Source organism: Micromonospora sp. NPDC003197 (assembly GCF_053590565.1).
Window position 1 is genome coordinate 39,690 of sequence record NZ_JBSFTE010000013.1, and the last position, 18,386, is coordinate 58,075.

Genomic DNA, 18,386 nt, shown 5'->3' on the forward strand with positions numbered 1-18,386 from the left:
TGGACACCCTCTGCGAGAAGCCAGCCGTCGCGCTGGCTAGCGGGCGCGAGACCCTGGCTACCGGGCGCGAGACCCTGGCTACCGGGCGCGAGACGCTGGCTACCAGGCGAGGCTGTCGTGGCCGTTACCGTGCCGCTTCTGGACCGTCCACGTCATCGTCGAGGTCAGGGCAGCCCGCTGGTACGTGGGGTTCCGAACGAAGTCGGTGGAGTCGAAGACCTGCACGGTGTAGGTGCAGGTGTCCCTGGCCCGCAGGTCCTTGCGACCGCACCACGGCGACTCCGGCTGCCCCTTCCGCTGCTTCGGCTTCTTCGCCAGGACCTCGACCGAGGTACGGCCAGCCCACTCGGTGATCTCGTGGCCGTTGATGAACCAGCGGGTGGAGACGGTCGGGATGGGTACCGGTGCGACCGTCAGCGTTGCCCGGCCCGCCACCGGTGCCGTACTCGGAGTGGCGCTGTCGACCAGGCCGGTCGACTCGTAGAACTTGCGGGTCATCTCCTCCCGGCCGACCAGGTTGAACGGCTTGCGTAGCGAGCGCATCAGCGAGTTGTCGCTGGGGCGGTAGATGCCGAGGTTGTAGTAGTAGGCACCCTCGAACGCGCCGATGGTGCCGCCGTCCGGGCTCTCCTCACCGAGCCAGTACCACCACTTTGTCCGCTGCGCCACCTGCTGCTCGGCGTTGTAGATGGAGACGTTGGGGCGCGCTGGTTCCTCACCCGTGTACAGGCTGCCGTCGTCTGGGTAGGCCCAGTACGGATATTCGTCGGCCAGGTCGCCGAGGGAGTGACCGAGTTCGTGCGGCAGGATCTCCGCCCCGGCCGAGTGCCCGCCGGAGAAGGTGACCAGGTCCTCATCGGTGTAGCCGGCACCGCCGTACGTGGGGCTGTTGATGACGACGGCGATCTGGTCGAACGCGGGAGCGAGCGCCGCGTACGACTCGGCGGCGGGGACGTCGAGGCAGACCAGCCGGGCCAGGCCGTTGCAGTAGTACTCGCTGTTGAGCGCGGTGTCCTTGAGGACGCCCTCGGTGGGGTCGTTGTCGGACCCGGACTCGTTGGAAATGACGTTGACCTGCCAGACGTTGAAGAGCTTGCGGTAGCTCAGGAACGGCTCGCGTTGGGCCAGGATGTTCCAGCTGTAGGCCACCTGGGTCGCGTACAGGTCCTGCTCGGATTCGGTGTAGCCGTCGCCGAGGTAGACCAGGTCGATGCGTTTGTCGCTGGGGCCGTTGATCTCGATCGGCGTCACCGTGGCGGTCGGGGTGGCCGAGGTGCGGGCGCGGGAACCCACCTGGGCCGGAACCTCGACATAGCCCTCCGGGCCGTGCTCGCTGAAGACCTCGACCTTGAGCCTGTTCGGTTCCTGGGCGTGGGCAGGTACGGCCAGGGCACAGCTGGTGGCGAGAAGGGCGCCGACGAACAGAGGAAGTCTGCGCACGGGTTCTCCTTTCTGAGAAGTGCGCAGGATGTTGCCGGCCGGTGGTCACGTTCGGGTCACGTCCGGCCCGATCCGGGTGGGACGCTGCCTTGCCGGGTGGGTGAATCCGCAGGTCAGGGTCAGATATAACGGCCGGGTTATCCCGAGCCGAGATGGGTGATCGGCGGAACCATAACTGGCCTGGTATGGCAAGACGAGAGGTATCCGGGTGCCTGGTCGCGTGTGACGATCGCTGGACTTCAGCCCCCTGTGAAAGGCGTTCGATGCTCGTACGTCGACCTTCAGCCGTCGGAGAGCGCGAGGGGCGTTCGCCCGGGCGACTCGCCTGGATGAGGTTCCGTCGTGACCGGACCGGGGTCGTCTCTGGTGTCGTCGTCCTGCTCTTCTTTCTTGTTGGGCTTGGCGCGCCGCTGATCGCCTGGCTGTACGGGAAGAACCCGTATGAAACCTATGGTCAGAACCAGCCGGGGCTGCTCAACGAGTACGGCTATCCGATCAAGCCCAACGGTGGTATCGACGGCGAGTTCTGGCTTGGCCTGGAGCCGGGACTGGGTCGCGATGTCCTTACCCAACTGGTGTACGGCATCCGTACCTCGCTGCTCATCGCGATGGCGGTGGTCGTCATCGTCACGGTCGTCGGTGTGCTCCTGGGGATCGCCGCCGGATATCTCGGCGGGTTCACCGATTTCGCGATCGGCCGGGTCATCGACGTCCTGCTGGCCTTCCCCGGTCTGCTCTTCTTCATCACGATCATGCCGGTGGTGACCGCGCTGTTCGTGTCACCGGACGAGGAGACGCCGGTGTCGCTGCGGATCGCGGCCCTGGTGATCGTGCTGTCCTTCTTCGGCTGGACCCGTACCGCCCGGCTGCTGCGCGGGCAGGTGCTGTCGCTGCGGGAACGGGAGTTCATCGAGGCCGCACGGGTCAGCGGGGCAGGGCGGTGGCGGATCATCCGCCGCGAGCTGCTGCCGAACCTGTGGACACCCATCCTGGTCACGGTCACTCTCGACCTGCCCGCCTATGTCACGGCCGAGGCGGCACTGTCGTTTCTCGGGGTCGGCATCGTGGAGCCCACCCCGGACTGGGGTCGCATGATCCACCGAGGCGCCCAGGTGTACGCCAGCGACATCACGTACATGATCATCCCTGGCCTGGCGATGTTGATCTTTGTGCTGGCCTTCAACCTGCTCGGGGACTCCGTCCGGGACGCCCTGGATCCCAAGGCATCCCGCTGAATCACCAACCTCCGAAGGGATTCCGATATGAAGAAATCCGTGGGTAGAGCCACCTCTGCGGGCCTACTGGCCGCAGTCGTACTGGCCAGTTCGGCGTGCTCGGACGGCAACCAGGGAGCCAACAGTTCGCCACCGCCCAGCAAGGCGGAGACATCCACCGTGACGATCGGTGACGCTGCCGCCTCGACCGGTCCCGCCGCCCCGGTGCCGGGTGCCCGTACCGGTGGCACGGTCACCGTCTACGAACAGACCGACATCACCCACCTCGACCCGGCCGAGGTGTACCCCAACAACGCCCAGGCCATCTCGATGCTGTTCACCCGGCAACTGACCGCCTACAAGAAGGTGGACGGGAAGTTCGTACTGGTGGGCGATCTCGCCACCGACACCGGGACCACCACCGACGGCGGCAGGACCTGGAAGTTCACCCTGAAGGACGGCGTCAAGTTCGACGACGGCACGCCGGTCACCACCAAGGACATCAAGTACGGCGTCGAGCGCCTCTACGACCCGGCAAAGGTGCTCGGACCCAAGTACGTGCCGCAGTGGTTGTCGGGCAGCGACTACACCAAGGCGTACCAGGGACCGGCGAAGGGCGGGTCGCTGCCGGACAACGTGGTCGAGACCCCCGACGACAAGACGATCATCTTCCGCCTGAAGGACGTCCACGCGGAGTTCCCGTTCGCGGTAGCGATGCCCTACACCTCGCCCGTGCAGAAGAGCCGGGACGGCAAGGCGTACGACAACGCGCCGGTCTCCACCGGCCCGTACAAGGTGGAAGGCCACGACGACACCAAGCTGACGCTGGTGCGTAACCCGCACTGGGACCCGGCCACCGATCCGATCCGCCACAACTACCCGGACCGGTGGGAGGTCAAGTTCGGTCTACAGACCCAGCAGGCCACCCAGCAGTTCATCGCCGACGTTGGCCCTGACCGCAACGCCATCTCGCTCAGCTTCGGCATCGACAGCCAGTACGCCGAGCAGGTACAGACCCGGGCGGAGCTGAAGGCGCGGCTGCTCTCCGGCGTCAACCCCTACGTCTACTACTACGCGATCAACACCACCCGGGTGACCGACCTCAACGTCCGCAAGGCGATCCTCACCGCGTTCCCGAAACAGCAGGTACGCCAGATCCAGGGCGGACCGGCCTACGGCGACTTCGCCACCACGATCCTCAGCCCGACCGTGCAGGGCTTCAGCAACTACGACCTGTTCAATGTGCCGCCGACCGGCGATCCCGACGCGGCGAAGAAGCTGTTGGCCGGTGCCACCCCGACCATCGTCTACGCCTACCAGCAGACCGAGGCCAACGAACGTATCGCCGTCGCCGTCCAGCAGGGCCTGGAGAAGGCCGGGTTCAAGATTGTCAAGAAGCCGGTGAGCGCCGAGACCTGGTACGACGAGTCCAACAAGAAGGACAACGGATTCGACCTGTACTCCGGCGGTTGGGCCTCGGACTGGCCGGGCGGGTCCGGCTTCATCCCCGTGCTGTTCGACGGTCGGACCATCGCCGACGGCACCTACAACTACGCCCGGTACAACGACGCCACCGTCAACGCCGAGATCGACCGGATCGCCGCGATCGGCGACGTGGCCGAACAGAACGCCCAGTGGATGGCGCTCGACAAGAAGATCATGGAGCAGGTTCCGGTCGTGCCGTACGTGTACGGACGTACCACCCGGCTGCACGGCTCCAACGTGGGCGGCGCCGAGCTTGACATCTATGGCGCGACTTCGCTGGCGAACCTCTTCCTCAGGAGCTGAACCCGCACCCGGGCGGGCATCCGCCCGCCCGGGGCCTACCCCCCGAAAGTCCTGCCATGTTCTCTTTCCTCGTCCGTCGGCTGGTCGGGGCGGTCGCCATCCTGTTGGTGATCATCGCGGTCACGTTCATGCTCTTCTACGCGGTACCGCGAGATCCGGCGCGGCTGTTCTGCGGCAAGATCTGCACGCCGGAGATGCTGGCCCACGCGCGGCAGAGCCTCGGTCTGGACCAGCCCCTGCCAACCCAGTTCTGGAACTACCTGGTCGGGTTGGTGGCCGGCCGCGACATCGGAGACGTGCACTGCGCCGCGCCCTGTCTCGGCTACTCCTTCACCGACAACCGCCTGGTCCTGGACGTGCTGGTCGACCGGTTCCCGGCCACCCTCTCCCTCGCACTCGGCGCGGCCGTGCTGTTCCTGATCACCGGAACCGGCAGCGGCATGCTGGCCGCGCGGTTCCGTGGCACCTGGCTGGACAAGACCGCCACGGGCTTCGCCCTCGTCGGCTCCTCCCTACAGATCTACTTCATCGGCATCGTGGCGATGTACGTGCTAGTGGACCAGTGGCAACTGCTGTCCCGGCCCGGCTACACCAGCCCGCTGGAGGACCCCGGCCAGTGGCTGGCCGGGATGCTGCTGCCCTGGATCGTCCTGGCCTTCGTCTACACGTCGACGTACACGCGGTTCACCCGCTCCACGATGATCGAGACACTTGGCGAGGACTTCGTCCGTACCGCCCGGGCCAAGGGGCTGCCAGGTCGAACCGTCTTCTTCAAGTACGCCGCGCGCGGCACGGCAGCGCCACTGGCCACCATCTTCGGCCTGGACCTGGCGGTGCTCATCGGCGGCGCGGTGATCACCGAGACCACCTTCAACATTCCCGGCATCGGGCAGTTGGCGGTGAAGTCGGTGACCAACGCCGACCTGCCCATCCTGATGGGTGTCACGTTGGTGGCCGCCGCCGCGATGCTGCTGGCCAACATCGTCGTTGACGCCTGCTACGCCGCTCTCGACCCGAGGGTGCGGACCCGATGAGCCCGCTGCTGTCCGTACGCGAACTGCGGGTGCGTTTTCCGCTGGACGACGGCGTCGTCAAAGCGGTCGACGGTCTCTCCTTCGACCTCGACCGGGGCCGCATGCTGGCGATCGTCGGCGAATCAGGCTCCGGTAAGTCCGTGGCCAACCTGGCCGTGCTCGGCCTGCACGACCGACGGCGGACCGAGATCGAGGGCGAGGTGCGCTTCGACGGCACCGACCTGCTGGCCGCGTCCGAGCGGCAACTGATGCGACTTCGGGGCAGCCGGATCGCCATGATCTTCCAGGATCCGATGACCGCACTCTCGCCGTACCACACCGTCGGTGAGCAGATCGCCGAGAGCTACCGCCGGCACTGCGGCGCGAGTCGGGCCAAGGCCCGGGAACGCGCCGTCGAGGTGCTCGCCCGGGTCGGCATCCCACATCCACGGTCACGGGCCACCGAGTATCCGCACCAGTTCTCCGGCGGCATGCGCCAGCGCGTGATGATCGCGATAGCCCTGGTCTGCGACCCGGACCTGCTCATCGCCGACGAACCCACCACCGCGCTCGACGTGACCGTGCAGGCGCAGATCATCGATCTGCTCGGCGGGATCCGCCAGGAGTACGGCACCGCGGTGATCCTGGTGACCCATGACCTTGGCCTGGTGGCCAGCGCCGCCGACGAGGTGCTGGTGATGTATGCCGGCAGGTGCGTGGAGCGGGGCTCCGTACGCGAGGTGCTGAAGACACCCCGGCACCCCTACAGTCGTGGCCTGCTGGCCGCCACCCCTCGGCTGGACGGTGATCTGACCAGGGCGTTGGAACCCATCGAGGGACAGCCGCCCAGCCTGCTCGACCCGCCCACCGGATGCGCGTTCCACCCGCGCTGCGCGTACACCGTGCTGGTCGGCGGTGACCGCTGCCGGACCGAACGACCGGCGGGGCGGGACGTGGCCTGCCATCTCGCACCAGACGTACTGCTCGACCTCAAGGACCGTAGATGAGCCCCCTGTTGCAGGTGACCGGCCTGACCAAACACTTTCCCGTCCGTGGCGGTGGACTGCTCGGCCGCCGCCACGGCGTACTACGGGCCGTCGACGGCGTGGACTTCGAGGTCTCCGCAGGGGAGAGCCTGGGCCTGGTGGGGGAGTCCGGGTGCGGCAAATCCACCACCGGGCGCATGGTGGCCCGACTGATCCAGCCGACCGCAGGGCACATCGGATATGGCGGACACGACCTGACCACCATTTCCCGTCGAGCGATGGCAAAGATCCGTCCCGAGATTCAAATGATCTTCCAGGATCCATACTCCTCGCTGAATCCACGTCAGACGATCGGCGCGATCATCTCCGCGCCGATGGAGGTCAACGGGATCGACCCTGTCGGTGGCCGACGCCGTCGCGTCCAGGAACTACTGGAAACCGTCGGCCTCAACCCCGAGCACTACAACCGGTTCCCGCACGAGTTCTCCGGCGGGCAACGTCAGCGCATCGGTATCGCCCGAGCCCTGGTCACCGAGCCGAAGTTGATCGTCGCCGACGAGCCCGTCTCCGCGCTGGACGTCTCCATCCAGGCCCAGGTGATCAACCTGTTGCGCCGGCTTCAGGACGATTTTGGGATTGCGTTCCTGTTCATCGCCCACGACCTGGCAGTGGTCCGCCACTTCTGCCACCGGGTCGCGGTGATGTACCTCGGCAGGATCGTCGAGATCGCGGACCGCCAGACCCTCTACACCCGCCCCGCGCACCCGTACACCCACGCGCTGCTGTCCGCGGTGCCAGACCCAGACCCGGACGGTACGGCAGGACGCGAAATCATCCACCTCGCCGGTGAGGTGCCCAGTCCGGTCAACCCACCATCGGGTTGCCGGTTCCGTACCCGTTGCTGGAAGGCCCAGGACCGGTGCGCGGAGCAGGTGCCCGAGCCGGTCCAGGTGCACGGGCCGGGCCACCTGGTGGCCTGTCACTTCCCCGAACTCACACCTCACACCTCACCCGAACTCACACCTCACCTCGAACCATCGCGCGTAGCCGATCGAACACCGCAGGACGGGCACTGAGCCCGTCATGACCGTGCTCGTTGGTGACCCAGGGGCGCAGCCCACGGACCTGGGCGGTGGTCATCATCGAGTGCGCGAAGTCGACGTAGAGATCATCGAAGTAGACGATGGCGGCGACGGGAACGGTATTGCCGGCCAACCGGTCCGGGTCGTACAACCGAGGCCAGTCGTCGTACGCGGCCAGCAGATCGGCGCACCCGCGCAGTGGCTTGAGCACGGGATCCTGCTCGAAGAGCCATGGATAGAACATCTCCGCGGTGAAGTTGACCTCGGCCCGGTGCTGCAGGTCGAACTCGTCGAACTCGGCCAGCACCCGGCTGGCCGACCAGGCCGAGGCGGGGCCCTGGCAGTAGATCGACTCGTGTAACAGCGCGTACAGCGGCCGGTCGGCCATCGACACCATCCCGTCGACGCCACGCAGGAACGTATCGGAGAGGACCGGTCCGCGCGGGGCGGAGATGAAGGCCAGTTCGAGCAGGTGGTGCAGGTTGTCGAAACCAGTCGTCGTGCCGAACGTGATGCCTGTCATCCGGAACCGCTCGGGTGACAGCCGCTCGCCGCCGGGCAACCGGACGTCGTTGTCGGCGAGATGGTCGACTACCTGGCGCGCGACCTTACGGTCCCCCGGGTAGCGCGCGTAGAACCGCTCGCTGTGCGCCAACGCCCGGGGATAGGCAGCCCGGTACACCTCGTCCGGGGGAGCGGTCAGGCTCGGCAGACCACCGGCGATCATCACCTCGGCCAGGCCCTCCGGGGCCAACGAGAGGTAGGTCATCGCGCAGAAGCCGCCGAAGCTCTGCCCGAGCAGGCTCCACTGCCGGTCCCCGAGCAGTTGCCGGCGTATCAGCTCCGCGTCCCGTACGATCGCCTCCGCCCGGAAGTGACGCAGGTAGGCCGCTGCCTCCGCGTCCGTGAGCCCGGCCAGCGACTGCCGGTTCAGTGGAGTGCTGAGGCCGGTGCCCCGTTGATCGAGTAGGAGCACCCGGTAGTCCCGTAGCGCCTGGTGTAGCCAGGCGCTCGATGACGACGGCCGGTCAGCCGCATGTCCCGGCCCACCCTGTAGGAACAACAACCACGGCAGGTCCGTGGCGTCGGCATTATGTTGGGCGACGACCTCACGGGCGAACAGTTCGATCCGTGGTCCGCCCGGATCGTCATGATCGAGTGGAACGTCCAGCCGATGCTCCACGCATACCTGGCCTGGGCGGTTGTACCTCAATGTCATTCCGATGCACCCTCAGCAGTAGTTGGGTTGCACGGACTATCACCCGGGGCTGCTCGGGCTGTCTCATCCCAGATATCGACAACCCCCCGGTTATGTCGGGATCATCCACCATGCTGGTTGCCCCCGCGTCGGCGGGCGAACGGTTCTTATGTTGGTCGGGCTGTCGCCGGGTTGTCGCCGGGCGCAGCCCGGGACGACTCCGTAAGTGCATGGCAAAGCGAACATAGTGGGTCATAATCGCGGTTATGGCGAGTGCGACGGAGCGTGGTGCCGGTGTGCACCCGTACACGATCGGCCTCGTGGTGCATCCGAGCCGGAGCGTGCTGGACTCGATACGTGTGATCACGGCGTTTGGGATCACACACCGGGTCGCAGTCATAGCTCGGGAGACGGACGCCGACCGGGTCGGCAGCGATGTCACTCTGGTCGACACAGCGGAATTCGTCGACCGGGCCGACGCTGTCGTCAGCCTGGGCGGTGACGGCACGATGCTCGGGGCGATGCGGCTGGTGGTGGACCGAGGCGTACCAGTTCTGGGGGTCAACCACGGCCGGCTCGGCTTCCTGGTGGAGATCGCCCCAGCGGAGTTGGAGGCTGCCCTGCTCCGAATCGTCGAGGGCACCTTCACACTGGAGCCGCACAGTTGCCTGGACGTGGACGTCGAGGGCGTCGCGGCCGGGTGGATGGCCTTCAACGATGTGGTGATCACTGCCCCGGAGCCATTCGCCGGCATGACCGTCGACCTGCTGGTCAACGGGGTGCGGCACGGCTACTACCGGGGCGATGCCCTGGTCTGCTGCACACCGATCGGATCCACGGCCTACAACTACGCGGCTGGCGGGCCGGTCATCTCGCCGTCATCCCCGTCCGTGGTGCTCACCCCGGTGGCACCGATGTCGGGCATCGGCCGGTCGGTGGTGCTCGGCCCCGACGACGAGATCTCGCTGGCGAACCCTTCACTCGATCAGCCGCTACTCATGTCAGTCGACGGCGCGCGCTTCGACCAGCTCGATCCGCAGAAGGTACTGTCGATCCGGCTACACCCCGATGCGGTCTCCCTGATCCGGTTGGACGCGGACGTCCACGCCCAACGGGCCAGGGTCAAGCTCAGTCTCCTCGACCTTCCGCTGCGTCCGGACCAGCTGCTCGAACTCATTCCACAGCCGCTGCGCGACCGCGCCGAACGGCACCGACGAGCCGACTCCTGACCCCGTGAACACGGCATCCCCCCGGCAGCGCATGGCATCTCCCGGCCGGGCGGAGTGCTGGCCTACGGTTGCTTGGCCCTGGTGAGTTGAGCCACCACTTGGCTGACCTCCTGCTGGGCGGTGGCCAAATCGACGCCGAGCCGATTGAGGAGCTGCGGGGCTGTCCCCGTACCTTCGGCGAGCAAGCCGAGCAGGATGTGTTCGGTGCCGATGTAGTCGGTCCCGAGTTGCTCTGCGCTCTGCGCCGCCAGTCGCAGACCCTGGGTGGCTGGTGATGTGAACGGGAGATGCCCGACCGGTTCGGCGCTGCCGAATCCGATGACCTGGTCGATCTGCGTGCGAAGCTGCTCCTTCGAGTGGCCGAGGCGCTCCAGCACGAACGGTGCTATTCCCTGCCCCTCGGCGAGCAGCCCGAGCAGGATGTGCTCGGTGTCAATGTGCGGATGCTTGTGGTCGCGGGCCTCCTGCTGCGCCAACACCAACACCCGCCGGGCCCGGTCAGTGAACCGTTCGAACACCGCATACCCCCTCTGGCTCGGCGGTCGAGCCTAGTCGAAGCATCGAGCACGACAAGGATCCGTACGGGCGTAGCAGGCCAAACAGGACGGCAACCTGCGGAATCGTACCGATACGTAGTCTTGTCGGTTGCGTCTTCGGCAGGCAGGCTGACCCGATGGGGCGGTCGGGTAGCGACAAGCTGGGCGCCGGTGACCTACCACCAGCCGAGGTTCAGATCCTCGGATCGGGGGCCGAGGCCCGGCAACTCGCCCACCGGCTGCTGACGCCGGGACGGCGGTGGCCGGTGGTCGTACTGACGATCTCAGCCGGGCACGACGAACCGTTCGGTGACCCGGAGGAGATCAAGGAGGCGGTCGGCGACCTGGCCGAGGTGGTGTTGATGCCGACGAGCGAAGTCTCGTGGGCGTTCTCCGGCGAGATGCCCGCCCAGACCCAGGTGTACGGCGGTGCCAGCCGGGTGTATCCCGTCGACCACAGCTGGGTCGGGAAGCCAAGCCGCAGCCGAGCACGGTTCGCCTACACACCCCGCGACCGGCCTCGGATCACCGACCAGCTGATCAACGACGCGTTGGCGGCGGCAATGGCAGCCGGCCTGGTCGAGTCACGTACCCGGCCTGGGCTCCAGCAACGGTCGGGCCAGGTGCAGGGCGTGATCGGATCCCGGGCGCTGGTGACCTTGGACGACAACTCGGTAGCAATGGTCTGGGAGGAGCTGACCGTCCCCGGCGTACCCCTGGAACGGCTGCTCACCAAGGGACAGCCCGTCACGGGCACCTACGATCCGGTCTCGCGACGGCTGGACCTGCGTGACGCGGTGCGGTTCACCGATCCGGTCGACGCCGAGCGGGCGGTGCACGAGGCGTACCAGATTGGGGATGCCGTCCTGGCGGACGTGGCGGAGGTGGCCGAGGCGGCGGTGCGGCTCCGGCTTTTGCCCGGACTCGACGTAGCGGTCGACTGGGACGCGGTGACCACCAACCCGATGGACCTGCTGACCGGACTGTTTACCGTCGGCGAGATCGTTGCCTGCCGGGTCGTCGCGCTCGACCCGCCACGGCTACGCCTGGACGACGTCGACGACGCAGAGTCGCTGAAATCCGCACCGAGTCTGCTTCCCGGCGGTCCGCCTTGGTTGTGCCTGCCCGAGCCCGTGCCGCAGCTTCCAGTCGTACCGATCCCGCCGACGCTGTCGCCGACACTGATCACACCGCCGCCGACGTCGGTCGGGCCGAAGGCGGCGCCCACACTGCCCCGGCAGCCGACCCCGCTCGACCTGGACCGACGTCGTACGCCCGGAGGGCAGCCGGCGGCACCTCGGCTCGCCGCCGGCGTACGTCTTGAAGAACTCCAGCAGTTGGGTGCCGAGCTGGCGGCGGAACGGGCCACCCGTAAAGCCCTGGCCGACGAACTTACCGGTCTGCGCCTCCGAGCAGCAGAACTTGAGGACGATCTCGCCACTGCGAACCGCTCCATCGAGCAACTACAGACCCGCTACCGCAACGCCGACCGGGCTCGACAGCAGGCGCTCAAGCAGCTCAAAAGCACCCAGGGGCGGACCGATCCGCCGCGCGACCGGGGCGACCAGCTGTTCTTGGATCCCGAGGAGCAGTTCCGCTACGAGGTCTCCGGCGAGTGGGCACAGCGGATTCCAGCCGCCGAGAAGGCGGAGAAACCCCTGGCCCCGTACACGTTGGGCCCCGACTTTCTGCCCTCCATCGACCAGGTCGAGGGGGTGAACCGGGCCAAGGTGGTGGCCGTGGTGGTGGAGGTCCTCACCGAGCAGGTCCAGCGTATGCCCGGCCGCGACCTGCATCGATTGCGCGACGGCCTGGCTGGCAGTTCGTACGTGTGTCGCCCCGACGGGGCGACCTGCTGGCGGGTCGCCCTACAACGCAACACCGCCGCCGCGCGTCGCCTGCACTATTGGCGTACGTCGAACGGTTTCGAGTTTTCCCGGGTGGTCCTGCACGACGACTATCGCCCCTGACCGATTGTGCAAGGGGTTATCGGCTGTGGTCGGCCGCGTACCCGCCGACTCGATCAGCCGCTGATGGCGATCCAGGTGGCGCGGGCGCGGGCCAGTTCGGTGCCGGCCGAGTCGTACAGGGTGGTGTGCACGAGGGCCTTGCGGCCCTCCGTCGTGGTCAGAGCCCCGCGCACCACGCACTCTTCCCCGGGTACGGGCAGCCGGTCCAGTCGTACGGCGATCCGGCCCAACACGTACGGCCGACCCGCACCGATAACCGCCCAACCGCCGGGGCAGTCCAGAGCAGCCCAGAGCATCGCGGGTGATACGTCCCCCGGAACAGTCCACGGGGCAGCGGTGCTGTCGTCCGGCATCCGACCTGGGAAGATGCGCAGCCCGTCGACGCGATCCGGCCCGCAGACGTAGCAGGTGGGGAACGGGTGCTCGGTGAAGCCGGCATATTTGGCGGAGACGGCGACCGCGTCGGCGTACCCGATCGGCGGGACGACCGAGTCGATCTCCTCGGTCGGCGCGACCTCGGCCACGACGGTGCCGTCGGGGGCGTGGACCTGGCCGCCGACCCGGGACAGCGGGGTGTCCAGCGGGGGCGGTTTGCGGAGTGTGACCTCGCACCGGTCGGTGCCGGCGAAGACCCCAGCCGAGTATCCGCCGTTGCCCGATCCGGCTGGCCCGTTGAAACGCCCAGGAATGATCACCGCTCGCCCTCCACTCCGCTTTGGTGTTAGGAAGGGCCCCTTCCTATGCAGAAAGCGATAAGAAGGGGCCCTTCCTTACACATCAGCGAGGGTACGGGGGGTGGGGTGGGTGACGCCTCGCGGCCCGCCCCACAGTCGGTCAGGCGTCCTGCGGGTACCAGCGCAGTTCGACGGTGTTGCCATCCGGGTCCCGTACGTAGATCGAGGTGGCCCGGCCCCGCGCGCCGAACCGTCCCACCGGTCCCTCCAGCACGGTGAAGACGCCCGAGTCGATGACCTCCTGCCAGTCCAGCGGTTCCACGGTCAGGCAGATGTGGTCGACGTTCGAGTCGCTTCGAGGACCGGCGAAGAAGTCAATGATGGTCTCGGCGGACACCCGTACCGACGGGAAGCCGACCTTCCCGGCGCGCCACTCGTCGACCCGTACCGGCTCCAGGCCGAGCAGGCCACAGTAGAAGTCCAGGGCGCGTTCGACGTCCTCGACGTTGAGCACCAGGTGGTCGAAGGCCTTGACGCGCAGCATGCTCATTCCGTTTCCAGTTTTTGGGCTTGGTGGAGCCAGTCGGTGAACAGGGCAGGGTCGATCTCGTCGAGGGTGTGCAGCTTCACCGAGGCCATCTCGCGGGCCCCGGGGGTGAGTCGGCCGGAGGCGTCGGTGACCTGCTGCCCCCGCCACAACCCGAAGGTCAGGTACGACTTCTGCGCCTTCAGCAGGCAGATCGGGTTCTTTCCCGGCTTGTCGCCGAAACTCCAGACCGGGTGGCCATGCCACATCGCGCCGCTGGCACCGGGCAGGGCCGCGTCGATGATCGACCGCAGCTGCTCGCCGATCTCCCGTAGCGGGGTGTCGAGGCCGGTCAGGTAGTCGGTGACGTCTGTTGCGCGCATTGGGTTCCTTCTGGTGTCTGCTCGGAATGTCAGGCGAGCTGCTCGGAATGTCAGGCGGGCTGGTAGTGCAGGTGGACCACGCCGGTACGGAAGGTGGTCGAGGCGGCGAGGGTCAGCGGGAGCTGGTCGTCGCTGTTGAACAGTCGTTCTCCCTTGCCCAGGACGATCGGATGCACGAGCAGGTGCAGGTCGTCGACGAGCCCGGCGCGCAGTAGGGCGCGGGTGAGGGTGATGCTGCCGGAGATGCCCATGTCGCGGCCCGGCTGCTGCTTGAGCGCGGTCAGTTTGGCGACGACATCCCCGTCGAGGATGGTCGAGTTCTGCCACTCGGCCGTTGTCATCGTCTGGGACGCGACGAGTTTCGGCATCGCGTTCAACGCGTCGGCCATCTCGCCGGTCTGGTGTGGCCAGGTCGCCGCGAACGTCTCGTACGTGGCCCGGCCCAGCAGCAGTGCCCCGGAACTGGCCATGATCCCGCCGACGACCGCGTTCATCTCGTCGTTCAGGTACGGGAAGTGCCAGGTCTCGGGGGCCTCCACCACGCCGTCGAGGGAGATGAACAGGCCGGTGACGATGCGGCGGTTGCCGGTGGTGGTGCTGGACATGCGGATACCCCCGTGGATTGCGGTTGGGATCGGCCCGGGTTCTTCCCGTCGGCCGGTGATGTCGTCCACGATCCGCCGAGCGGCGACGCCGACCAAGCCACGATCGGACTACGATCGTTGACTCAGATTCAACAATCGGGGGTCGTGGTGCTGGAACGCTACGAGGTCGAGACGTTCCTGACGCTCGCCGAGGAACTGCACTTCGGGCGTACCGCTGAGCGGCTCCGGGTCACCACCGGCCGGATCAGCCACGTCGTCAAGAAGCTGGAACGCCGAATCGGGGCACCACTGTTCGAGCGCACCAGCCGGGTCGTCCAGCTCACCCCGATCGGCCGGCAACTCGCCGACGACCTGGCACCGTTGGTGGCCCAATTCGACCAGGCGGTACGGCGAGCCGTCGACGCCGGCCGGGGGATCAGCGGCCAACTGCGGGTGGCGTTCCTGGGGGAGTGGACCGCGCCGGTGTTGCTCAAGGCGGTCAGCCTTTTCGCCGAACGCCACCCCGACTGTGAGGTCCAGGTGCACGAGGTGCACCTGTCCAACTCCCGGGCCAGTCTGCTCGACGGCTCCGTCGACATTCTCATCGCGTCGTACCCGTTCGACGGCATGGCCTGTGGTCCGGCGCTGCTCACCGAGGCTCGGGTCCTGGCCGTGGCCGCCGGGCATCCGTTGGCCGGCGCGGAGTCGGTCTCCCTTGAAGTCCTGGCCGACTATCCGGTGGTGCAGTACCCGTCGGTGACCTCCGCCGAGTTCAAGCGGGATCGCACACCCGAGCACACCCCATCCGGTCGTCCGGTGCCGAACGGGCCGGCGGGTAACACCTTCTCCGAGATGCTTTCCCTGGTGGCGATGGGCCGGGGCGTCCTGCCGGTGGGGGAGTACGCCCGCCGCTACCATTCCCGCCCGGATCTCGCGTACGTGCCGATCCGCGACGCCCCGCCGATCGAGCGAGGGCCGATCTGGCTGGAGTCGAACACGACCGCCCGGGTACGAGAGTTCGTCCGGGCCGCGACCGACGCCAACCCGCGTCCGCGGTCGCCATGACCCGACGTCCGAATCCACGTCCGTCATCGAGCTGACCCGGCGTCCATCGTCGGGCGGGCCAGTGCGCTATCCGGCTTCGTCCTGGCTATCCGGGTCGCGGACCCAGGTGACGCAGGTCGGTCGCTGGCCGGTGGTGACGTACTCCAGGACCGCTTGGCGGGCGGTGGCGGCCCGCACCCGGGCGTGACTGGCCGGTACGGTGATCAGACCCGTGTCGGGGGACTCCAGTACGGTGATGGCGGCCACCGGTTCGAGTTCGACGGCATGGGTCCCGTCGGACACCCAGCAGAGTGCGGCCAGATCCGCGTCGACATCGATGTCGACCCGTAGCTCGGTCGCTCCATCGGCCCGTCCGAACCGGATCACCTGGCCGGAGCCACCGTGACTCATGATCGTGCCGGCCTGTTCGTCGAACCAGTCCGCCGCGTCGGCGGGGCCGGACAGCGCCTCACGGTGACCGTGATAGTCCAACATTGCGAACGTCAAGGCGCGCTCCTTTCGCCGGAAGGTGCCGGAAAATGCCGGTATAGGTGCCGGTATGAGCGGCCTGCCAGTCGTGTCGATTTTTGCCACATACGGTGTTGTCAACGACCAGGTCAGCGCTTGCGATGTCGGTGTGGTGCACGTGGGTGTGGCCGGGTGATCGGCTGGTCAGGGAGCTGGGTTGGGGGCTGATTGCCGGTTGGGAGTCGCTGGCGGGGGCGTGGCATTGTCGGCGGGTGGAACGCAAAAGCGGTGGTGAGCAGTGGTGTCGGCCGAAGCCGACAGTCGATCAGAAACGGATCGATGTCTTCGTCGGGCTGGCGGTCACCGCCGTGGCGCTACTGAGTCTCACCCTGACCGCCAGTACCGGACGATTCATGTTCGGGCCGCCACCGTCCTGGCCGGAGCAGATCTTCTGGGCGGTGGCGGTGACCCTGCCGTTGGCCTGGCGACGCCGTTGGCCGGAGGTCACCGCCGTGATCGTCGCGGTGGCGTTCATCGGCGGGCAGGTCCGAGCCGCGCCGGAAGCGACACTCTCCTCGGGCGCGATCTGCGCTGCCATCTTCGCGATCGTCGCCTGGGGGCAGGACCATAGGCGAGCGCGCCGGATCGGACTGGGCATCATCGCCGCGATGTTCGTCTGGATCGGGGTCTCCTTCTGGAACTCGCTGGCCTCGATTCCGGAGGACGCGTTCGCGGAAGCAGCCGGGCCGGTGCCCCCGCTGCTTGCCGTGCTCCTGTACACAATCCTGAGTAATGTCCTGTTCTTTGGGTTCGCCTTCTTCTTCGGCGAGACCGCCTGGGTGGCGGCCCGCCGGGAACACCAGCTCCACGTACAGGCCGAGGAGCTGCGCCGATCGCAGGCCGAGGTGGGCGAGCGGGCGGTGCTGGGCGAACGGGTTCGCATCGCCCGGGAGCTGCACGACGTGGTCGCCCACCACGTGTCGGTGGTGGGGATCCAGGCGGCAGCCACCCGCCGGGTGATGGCGAAGGACCCGGAGCGGGCCCGTACCGCGCTCTCGTCGATCGAGGAGAGCGCCCGGACGGCGATCGACGAGCTGCGCCGGATGCTCAACCTGCTGCGTCAGCCCACCGTGACCGGCGACCGGACGGAGGCCCCCGCCACCGCCGCCGTCGAGCGGGTCGAAGACCTGCTGGCCAACGTCCGCGCCGCCGGCCTGACCACCCAGTTCGGCGTGTACGGCGACCAGGTGCCGCTGCCGGCGTCGTTGTCGCAGGCGGCGTACCGGATCGTGCAGGAAGCGATCACCAATACCCTGAAACACGCCGGGGCTACCATGATCGACGTGCGGATTCGCTACCTGGCCAACGAACTGGAAGTCGACGTGTCCGACGATGGCCGAGGCGGGAAGACGTCCCGCGTCGGCGGGCTCGGGGTGATCGGTATGCGGGAGCGGGTCGCCGCCCACGACGGTCAGTTGGAGATCGGGCCGCGTACCGGCGGCGGATACCGGGTACGGGCACGCTTCCCGCTCGCCCCGATCGGAGCAGGCGTATGACGAGCCCGGAAAATCCCATCCGGGTGCTGCTCGCCGACGACCATCATCTTGTCCGTACCGGGTTCCGGGTCATCCTGGAGACGGAGGACGACATCAAGGTGGTGGGTGAGGCGGTCGACGGTGAGCAGGCCGTGGCGCTGGCGGCCACCACCGAGCCGGACGTCGTACTGATGGACGTGGAGATGCCGCGGCTCGACGGTCTGGCGGCGACCCGGCGGATCGCGGCGCAGGGCACCGGCCCGGCGGTGCTGATCCTGACCACCTTCGACCGCGACGACTACCTCTTCGCCGCCCTCCAGGCGGGGGCCAGCGGTTTCCTGCTCAAGAACGGCACCCCGGAGGACCTGATCGACGCGGTACGGGTGCTGGCCAGCGGCGACGCGCTGCTCGCCCCGGCGATCACCCGACGGGTGATCGCCACCTTCGCCCGCCCCGAGGCGGTAGCCCGCACCGACGAGCGGCTCGCCGAGTTGACCCCCCGGGAGCGGGAGGTGCTGGTGCTGCTGGCCGGCGGTGCCACCAACAGCGAGATCGCCAGCCAGCTCTACCTGGGCGAGGCGACGGTGAAGACGCACGTCAGCCGGGTGTTGGCCAAGTTGGGGCTGCGCGACCGTACGCAGGCGGTGGTTTTCGCGTACGAGCACGGTGTGGTTACGCCTGGCGGCTGAGGCGGGTCCGCCGCGCGGCGGACCCAA

General features: G+C 67.6%; 18 protein-coding genes. 10 read left to right on the forward strand and 8 right to left on the reverse strand.

All coding sequences use genetic code 11. From position 1 onward, the window contains the following. Positions 1-99: 99 nt before the first annotated feature. The gene (locus tag ACWDV4_RS16355) at positions 100-1,440 is read right to left on the reverse strand and encodes a M64 family metallopeptidase (RefSeq protein ID WP_449979262.1); all 1,341 of its coding nucleotides are present in this window, start codon (positions 1,438-1,440) and stop codon (positions 100-102) included. A gap of 263 nt (positions 1,441-1,703) precedes the next feature. Here ACWDV4_RS16355 and ACWDV4_RS16360 point away from each other — a divergent pair, with 263 nt between their 5' ends. The 5 genes from ACWDV4_RS16360 to ACWDV4_RS16380 are packed head-to-tail and all read left to right on the forward strand — an operon-like array spanning position 1,704 to position 7,517. Then, a complete protein-coding gene (locus ACWDV4_RS16360) occupies positions 1,704-2,675 on the forward strand; it encodes an ABC transporter permease (RefSeq protein WP_449979264.1) in 972 nt (323 codons plus the stop codon). A 27-nt stretch (positions 2,676-2,702) separates the two neighbouring features. Continuing rightward, the gene (locus ACWDV4_RS16365; RefSeq protein ID WP_449979266.1) at positions 2,703-4,442 is read left to right on the forward strand and encodes an ABC transporter substrate-binding protein; all 1,740 of its coding nucleotides are present in this window, start codon (positions 2,703-2,705) and stop codon (positions 4,440-4,442) included. Positions 4,443-4,498: 56 nt separating this feature from the next. Further along, positions 4,499-5,476 carry an ABC transporter permease gene (locus ACWDV4_RS16370; protein WP_449979269.1) on the forward strand — a complete coding sequence of 326 codons (978 nt, stop codon included), beginning with the start codon at positions 4,499-4,501 and terminating at the stop codon, positions 5,474-5,476. Continuing rightward, the gene (locus ACWDV4_RS16375; RefSeq protein ID WP_449979270.1) at positions 5,473-6,462 is read left to right on the forward strand and encodes an ABC transporter ATP-binding protein; all 990 of its coding nucleotides are present in this window, start codon (positions 5,473-5,475) and stop codon (positions 6,460-6,462) included. The genes ACWDV4_RS16370 and ACWDV4_RS16375 overlap by 4 nt, the downstream gene beginning before the upstream one ends. Then, positions 6,459-7,517: an ABC transporter ATP-binding protein gene (locus ACWDV4_RS16380; RefSeq protein ID WP_449979273.1), complete on the forward strand. Its 1,059-nt coding sequence runs from the start codon at positions 6,459-6,461 to the stop codon at positions 7,515-7,517. The genes ACWDV4_RS16375 and ACWDV4_RS16380 overlap by 4 nt, the downstream gene beginning before the upstream one ends. Here the strand turns inward: ACWDV4_RS16380 and ACWDV4_RS16385 are convergent. After that, the gene (locus ACWDV4_RS16385; RefSeq protein WP_449979276.1) at positions 7,459-8,742 is read right to left on the reverse strand and encodes an alpha/beta fold hydrolase; all 1,284 of its coding nucleotides are present in this window, start codon (positions 8,740-8,742) and stop codon (positions 7,459-7,461) included. The two genes, ACWDV4_RS16380 and ACWDV4_RS16385, sit on opposite strands and share 59 nt — an antisense overlap. Before the next feature lie 245 nt (positions 8,743-8,987). Between ACWDV4_RS16385 and ACWDV4_RS16390 the strand changes: the two genes are divergently transcribed. After that, positions 8,988-9,950 carry an NAD(+)/NADH kinase gene (locus ACWDV4_RS16390; RefSeq protein WP_449979278.1) on the forward strand — a complete coding sequence of 321 codons (963 nt, stop codon included), beginning with the start codon at positions 8,988-8,990 and terminating at the stop codon, positions 9,948-9,950. 62 nt (positions 9,951-10,012) lie between these two features. Here the strand turns inward: ACWDV4_RS16390 and ACWDV4_RS16395 are convergent, their stop codons facing one another. Further along, entirely contained in the window at positions 10,013-10,468 is a 456-nt protein-coding gene (locus tag ACWDV4_RS16395) for a Clp protease N-terminal domain-containing protein (RefSeq protein ID WP_449979281.1), read from the reverse strand. A gap of 155 nt (positions 10,469-10,623) precedes the next feature. Here ACWDV4_RS16395 and ACWDV4_RS16400 point away from each other — a divergent pair, with 155 nt between their 5' ends. Beyond that, complete coding sequence (locus tag ACWDV4_RS16400) at positions 10,624-12,456, forward strand: hypothetical protein (RefSeq protein ID WP_449979284.1); 1,833 nt, start codon at positions 10,624-10,626, stop codon at positions 12,454-12,456. Positions 12,457-12,509: 53 nt separating this feature from the next. Here ACWDV4_RS16400 and ACWDV4_RS16405 read toward each other — a convergent pair whose 3' ends face one another. The 4 genes from ACWDV4_RS16405 to ACWDV4_RS16420 form a co-directional block, all read right to left on the reverse strand. Next, the gene (locus tag ACWDV4_RS16405; protein ID WP_449979287.1) at positions 12,510-13,151 is read right to left on the reverse strand and encodes a hypothetical protein; all 642 of its coding nucleotides are present in this window, start codon (positions 13,149-13,151) and stop codon (positions 12,510-12,512) included. Between the two features lie 139 nt (positions 13,152-13,290). Next, positions 13,291-13,680, reverse strand: a complete 390-nt coding sequence (locus ACWDV4_RS16410; RefSeq protein WP_449979289.1) for a VOC family protein — start codon at positions 13,678-13,680, stop codon at positions 13,291-13,293. Then, on the reverse strand, positions 13,677-14,039 hold the full coding sequence (locus tag ACWDV4_RS16415) for a DUF1801 domain-containing protein (protein ID WP_449979292.1): 363 nt from the start codon (positions 14,037-14,039) through the stop codon (positions 13,677-13,679). Before ACWDV4_RS16415 ends, ACWDV4_RS16410 begins: the two co-directional genes overlap by 4 nt. Before the next feature lie 50 nt (positions 14,040-14,089). Then, entirely contained in the window at positions 14,090-14,644 is a 555-nt protein-coding gene (locus ACWDV4_RS16420) for a dihydrofolate reductase family protein (RefSeq protein WP_449979294.1), read from the reverse strand. A gap of 144 nt (positions 14,645-14,788) precedes the next feature. On the opposite strand from ACWDV4_RS16420, the gene ACWDV4_RS16425 reads away from it, so the two are divergent. Then, positions 14,789-15,688 carry a LysR family transcriptional regulator gene (locus ACWDV4_RS16425; protein ID WP_449979296.1) on the forward strand — a complete coding sequence of 300 codons (900 nt, stop codon included), beginning with the start codon at positions 14,789-14,791 and terminating at the stop codon, positions 15,686-15,688. Between the two features lie 66 nt (positions 15,689-15,754). On the opposite strand, the gene ACWDV4_RS16430 is transcribed toward ACWDV4_RS16425, so the two are convergent. Further along, positions 15,755-16,174, reverse strand: a complete 420-nt coding sequence (locus ACWDV4_RS16430; protein WP_449979299.1) for an Imm1 family immunity protein — start codon at positions 16,172-16,174, stop codon at positions 15,755-15,757. A gap of 233 nt (positions 16,175-16,407) precedes the next feature. Here ACWDV4_RS16430 and ACWDV4_RS16435 point away from each other — a divergent pair, with 233 nt between their 5' ends. Then, positions 16,408-17,691, forward strand: coding sequence for a sensor histidine kinase (locus tag ACWDV4_RS16435; RefSeq protein ID WP_449979302.1), 1,284 nt, complete (start codon positions 16,408-16,410; stop codon positions 17,689-17,691). Next, complete coding sequence (locus tag ACWDV4_RS16440) at positions 17,688-18,359, forward strand: response regulator (protein WP_449979305.1); 672 nt, start codon at positions 17,688-17,690, stop codon at positions 18,357-18,359. The genes ACWDV4_RS16435 and ACWDV4_RS16440 overlap by 4 nt, the downstream gene beginning before the upstream one ends. Positions 18,360-18,386: the final 27 nt, after the last annotated feature.

What these genes read in the sequence shown, in the direction of transcription:
- ACWDV4_RS16360 (WP_449979264.1), top strand. Translation starts at nt 1,704, where the DNA reads ATGCTCGTACGTCGACCTTCAGCCGTCGGAGAGCGCGAGGGGCGTTCG.
- ACWDV4_RS16390 (WP_449979278.1), top strand. Translation starts at nt 8,988, where the DNA reads ATGGCGAGTGCGACGGAGCGTGGTGCCGGTGTGCACCCGTACACGATC.
- ACWDV4_RS16365 (WP_449979266.1), top strand. Translation starts at nt 2,703, where the DNA reads ATGAAGAAATCCGTGGGTAGAGCCACCTCTGCGGGCCTACTGGCCGCA.
- ACWDV4_RS16380 (WP_449979273.1), top strand. Translation starts at nt 6,459, where the DNA reads ATGAGCCCCCTGTTGCAGGTGACCGGCCTGACCAAACACTTTCCCGTC.
- ACWDV4_RS16440 (WP_449979305.1), top strand. Translation starts at nt 17,688, where the DNA reads ATGACGAGCCCGGAAAATCCCATCCGGGTGCTGCTCGCCGACGACCAT.
- ACWDV4_RS16400 (WP_449979284.1), top strand. Translation starts at nt 10,624, where the DNA reads ATGGGGCGGTCGGGTAGCGACAAGCTGGGCGCCGGTGACCTACCACCA.
- ACWDV4_RS16375 (WP_449979270.1), top strand. Translation starts at nt 5,473, where the DNA reads ATGAGCCCGCTGCTGTCCGTACGCGAACTGCGGGTGCGTTTTCCGCTG.
- ACWDV4_RS16420 (WP_449979294.1), bottom strand. Translation starts at nt 14,644, where the DNA reads ATGTCCAGCACCACCACCGGCAACCGCCGCATCGTCACCGGCCTGTTC.
- ACWDV4_RS16370 (WP_449979269.1), top strand. Translation starts at nt 4,499, where the DNA reads ATGTTCTCTTTCCTCGTCCGTCGGCTGGTCGGGGCGGTCGCCATCCTG.
- ACWDV4_RS16385 (WP_449979276.1), bottom strand. Translation starts at nt 8,742, where the DNA reads ATGACATTGAGGTACAACCGCCCAGGCCAGGTATGCGTGGAGCATCGG.
- ACWDV4_RS16415 (WP_449979292.1), bottom strand. Translation starts at nt 14,039, where the DNA reads ATGCGCGCAACAGACGTCACCGACTACCTGACCGGCCTCGACACCCCG.
- ACWDV4_RS16410 (WP_449979289.1), bottom strand. Translation starts at nt 13,680, where the DNA reads ATGAGCATGCTGCGCGTCAAGGCCTTCGACCACCTGGTGCTCAACGTC.